The following is a 4,291-nucleotide window of genomic DNA, read 5'->3' on the forward strand; positions in this document are numbered from 1 at the left end:
TAATTTACATTCAGAGCTAATCCTAATGACTATCCAGTTTTAAGGGAGCACGTCAGTACACAAAACAGATCCCGTTGTAAATCCTCCTTTGTCTCATACTTCCTTTGATATATCATTCGTTTTTTAAGAGTCGCAAAAAAAACTTCTGCAACGGCGTTATCCCAGCAATTTCCTTTGCGGCTCATAGTGTTTGCATCGAAACATTTTGAGAGCCTTACGGAACTCTTTCGAAGCAGACCCGCCATGTCTCTGTTGGTGGCTGTAAATTTAAACCTACCATAGTGTAATGTCTTTCGGCGGCGGTCTTCTTTCTTTTTTCTTTGCCTTCCAGCCCCCATTTCTTTTTTTCGCGGCGGGGTTTTGAAGATTCATGGAGATTTGCCCTATTCTGTAATGTATTAAACTTGCCCCCCAACACCTTTGAACTTATCCACCAGTGCGGATATTTTTTGAAAAACGGTTTGTTTTTTGGTGCGGTACTGTGGATTGAGGGGGCTCATTTTGGGGAGGAGTTGGTTTAGTTCGGTGCCGTTTTCACTGGCGTATTCCCGTTTGAGGGAGGCGGTGATGTAGCGTTTTGCTGGTTCCTCGTTGAGTTTTTCTTCTGCGATAAGCTCTGTCACTTCACGAAGCTGTTCCGCTTGTGCGAAAGCAAAGAAGGCATCTATGATGCTCGCTTTGTCTTCGATTGTGTCGAGGTCGGTTTGATTGATGAAGTCAATCACCAGCCCCTCTTTTGCTCTTTCGCCGATACTTGAGCGGATGAGACGGCGCACGTCTTCGATAAGGTCGGCTTTTGTCTTTTTGTCTTTGTTGTTTTTGAAGATCAGTTCAAGGATGTAGTCAAGGTTGATTTCCTGCGATTTGAGAAGATCCACTTCAAAGACCACATCATTCCAGTCGATACCAGACTCTTCCTGTTCTGTGCCCTGTTTTTCACGGCGTAGCCAGTCGCGGATATCGTTGTAGGTTGAACGGTAGTCTTGCACGGTGCGCACATCGGGAACGGGGATTGTTTTCAGCTCTTCAATCTTTTCATCATCGAGATAGTGTTTTACTTTGAACTGTTCTAGTGCTTCGGTGTCGGTGGTGTCGATTGATTGCAGTTCCTGGAGGGCTGCGAATTCATCGTAGTTCTGGAGGATGTTTTCCACGCGGAGGTATTCACCGAAGAGTTTGGCGAACTCTTTTTTGTCGCTTTCACGGACGATTTCATCGGGGTTGGGAAACTTTTCGTTTAGTTCGTTTACCACTTCGAGGTAGCCACGGCGGGCTTTCCCGTTTTCGATGTCCGTGAATCCTTCCATATATTCGGTGTAACTCTTTTCGAGAATCACCTGTTTTGTACTGCTGTTTCCAAAGAGGGTGATGGCATCCACGGTGGCCTTTTCGAGGTTGCGGAAGGTGACGATATTCCCGAAGCTCTTACCGGCGCCGTAGATTCGGTTGGTGCGGGAGTAGGCTTGAATGAGTCCGTGGTAGCGGAGGTTTTTATCTACAAAGAGCGTATTGAGACAGGGGGCATCGAAACCGGTGAGGAACATACCCACCACAATGAGAAGGTCAATCTCCTGTTTTTTGACACGGTTTGATAGGTCGCGATAGTAGTTCTGAAAGGCGTTGCTTTCGGTGCTGTAGTTGGTTTTGAACAGTTCGTTGTAGTCGCCGATTGCTTTGTTGAGAAACTCCTTTGCGCTTTGATCCATCGCGGAGGGTTCAAAGGTTTCATCGAGAATATCACCGATAGCATCCTGGTCTTCATTGGCGGCGAAAGAGAAGATTGTGGCTATCTTGAGCTTCTTTTCGTCCTCTTTTTGCAGTTCCTTGAGCGTTTCGTAGTAGCACTTGGCCGCATCGACACTACTCACGGCAAACATTGCATTAAACCCCACTGCACCGGGGTTGTTCCGTCGTGTTTTAAGGCGGTAGTTGTTGAGGAGGTAGCGGGATATTTCTTTGATACGTTCCGGGTGAAGGAAGGCTTGTTTGTTTTCCGCTGCGGTGAGTTTCTTTTCGTCCTGTTCGTTTTCGAGCTGTTTGAACTGTGGGCGTACATCGTTGTAGTCCACCTTGAATTTGAGTACCTTCTCATCACGGATTGCATCGGTGATGACATAGGAATGGAGTTCACGTCCAAAGACGGAGGCGGTGGTTTCGGCGGAGAGGGCGTTTTGCGGAAATATGGGGGTGCCCGTAAAGCCGAACTGACAATACTTCTTAAATTTCTTTTTGAGGTTCTTCTGTGCTTCGCCAAATTGTGAACGGTGACATTCATCGAAGATAAAAACAACCTTTTGGCTGTATACGGAGAGATTCTTTTCCGATTTCATCAGGTTATTGAGTTTCTGGATGGTGGTGACGATAATCTTATTGTCGTCTTTGCCGATATTGCGTTTAAGTCCGGCGGTACTTTCTGAACCGTTGACGCTGTCGGGTGAAAACTTCTGATACTCTTTCATCGTTTGAAAGTCAAGATCCTTACGATCGACCACAAAGAACACTTTATCGATAAAATCCAGGTCTGTAGCGAGGCGTGCTGCTTTGAAGCTGGTGAGGGTTTTACCGGTGCCCGTGGTGTGCCAGACATACCCGCCGCTTTCGAGGGTTCCCCAGTTATTTGCTTCGCGTGTGCATTGTATTTTCCAGAGTATGCGCTCTGTGGCTGCGATCTGATAGGGACGCATAATGAGGAGGGTGTCACTGGTGTCAAAAACGGAGTAGTGCAGGAGGATTTCGAGGAGTGTTTTTTTCTGGAAGAAGGTGACGGTGAAATCTTTGATATCCTGTATACGGCTGTTGTCTGAACGAGCCCATTCCATTGTAAAATCGAAGCTGTTTTTCTCGCGTTTCACCGTGTTGGCAAAGTAGCGGGTGTAAGTGCCGTTGGAGATGACGAACATCTGAATGTATTTGTAGAGGGAGTTTTCGGAGTTAAAGCTCTCTTTGCTGTAGCGATGCACCTGATTGAAGGCTTCGCGGATGGCAACGCCCCGTTTTTTAAGTTCAATCTGCACCAGGGGGAGCCCGTTGACGAGAATGGTGACGTCGTAGCGGTTGGCGTGGGAGCCGGTCTGTTCAAACTGCTGTATCACCTGCAGTTTGTTACGGGTGATGCTCTTTTTATCGACGAGGTAGATGTTTTGGAGATGGCCGTCATCGAATGTAAAATCGTAGATGTAGTGGTCGTGGATTTTGCGTGTTTTGTCCACGATGGTGTCGCTTGGGTTGTCGAGGAACTCTTCTACAAAGCGGGTCCACTCTGATTCGGAAAAGGTGACGCTGTTGAGGGTTTGGAGCTGAACGCGCACATTGGCGAGCATTGTCTCCGGTGATTTGATTGAACGGTCAAATTCGTAGCCCTGATTTTGGAGATCTTCGATGAGTTCACGTTCGAGATTTGCTTCGGTTTGGTAGCCCGGTCTGATCTCGTGAAGCTCTGAATACTTGGTGTATTTGTCGAGAACGATGAAGTTGTTTGATTCGGCGATTGGTTTGTATTCGGTCATTTAATTATCTCCTTTGATTTGGTTACGTGTGGCTTCGGCTTCGCTCAGCCACCGGTTTTTTCGTTCCTTGTTGTGGCTTCGACTCCGCTCAGCCACCGGCTCCGCTCAGCCACCGTGACAGTCGTTCCCTGAGCGAAGTCGAAGGGAACATCTCTTTCGACTTCGCTCAGCCACCGGCTCCGCTCAGCCACCGGGAACAATGGCTATTATTCATACACACTGCCGCTTTTTTCAGTTCTTCGGTCATACCGTTTATCAGAGCTTCTTTTTTCTTTCTACTCCATCCTTGAATTTGCTTTTCTCTATGAAATGCTTCGTCAATTCGTGGATACTGTTCATAATATACAAGTTTTACCGGTAATCGTTTTCTTGTGTGGTTTGCTCCTTCACCTGCTTGATGCTGTGCGAGTCGGAGGTGTAGATCTTTGGTGCTACCTGTGTAGTAGCTACCGTCAGAACACTCTAAAATGTATGTGTAACCAGTCAATGCTCTGTTTCCTTTCAATCAATTGTGGCTTCGACTTCGCTCAGCCACCGTGACAGTCGTTCCCTGTTGTGGCTTCGGCTCCGCTCAGCCACCGTGGTTTTCGTTCCCTGTTGTGGCTTCGGCTCCGCTCAGCCACCGTGGTTTTCGTTCTCTGTTGTGGCTTCGACTACGCTCAGCCACCGTGTTCGTCGTTCCCTGTTGTGGCTTCGGCTCCGCTCAGCCACCGTGTTCGTCGTTCCCTGTTGTGGCTTCGACTTCGCTCAGCCACCGGGGTTTTCGTTCTCTGTTGTGGCTTCGA

Annotated in this window: 2 protein-coding genes; both read right to left on the reverse strand. The window is 47.9% G+C overall.

Annotation, left to right across the window (positions count from 1 at the left end; all coding sequences use genetic code 11):
* Positions 1-398 precede the first annotated feature (398 nt).
* Positions 399-3,506, reverse strand: coding sequence for a type I restriction endonuclease subunit R (locus CALK_RS11510; RefSeq protein ID WP_022637834.1), 3,108 nt, complete (start codon positions 3,504-3,506; stop codon positions 399-401).
* 166 nt (positions 3,507-3,672) lie between these two features.
* On the reverse strand, positions 3,673-3,993 hold the full coding sequence (locus tag CALK_RS11515; protein WP_022637835.1) for a GIY-YIG nuclease family protein: 321 nt from the start codon (positions 3,991-3,993) through the stop codon (positions 3,673-3,675).
* Positions 3,994-4,291: the final 298 nt, after the last annotated feature.

Origin of the sequence: Chitinivibrio alkaliphilus ACht1 (genome assembly GCF_000474745.1) — a bacterium.
Taxonomy (GTDB): Bacteria; Fibrobacterota; Chitinivibrionia; order Chitinivibrionales; family Chitinivibrionaceae; genus Chitinivibrio; species Chitinivibrio alkaliphilus.

Bases quoted from the DNA above. Each gene is read 5' to 3' on its own strand.
- CALK_RS11510 (WP_022637834.1), bottom strand. From the start codon at position 3,506: ATGACCGAATACAAACCAATCGCCGAATCAAACAACTTCATCGTTCTC.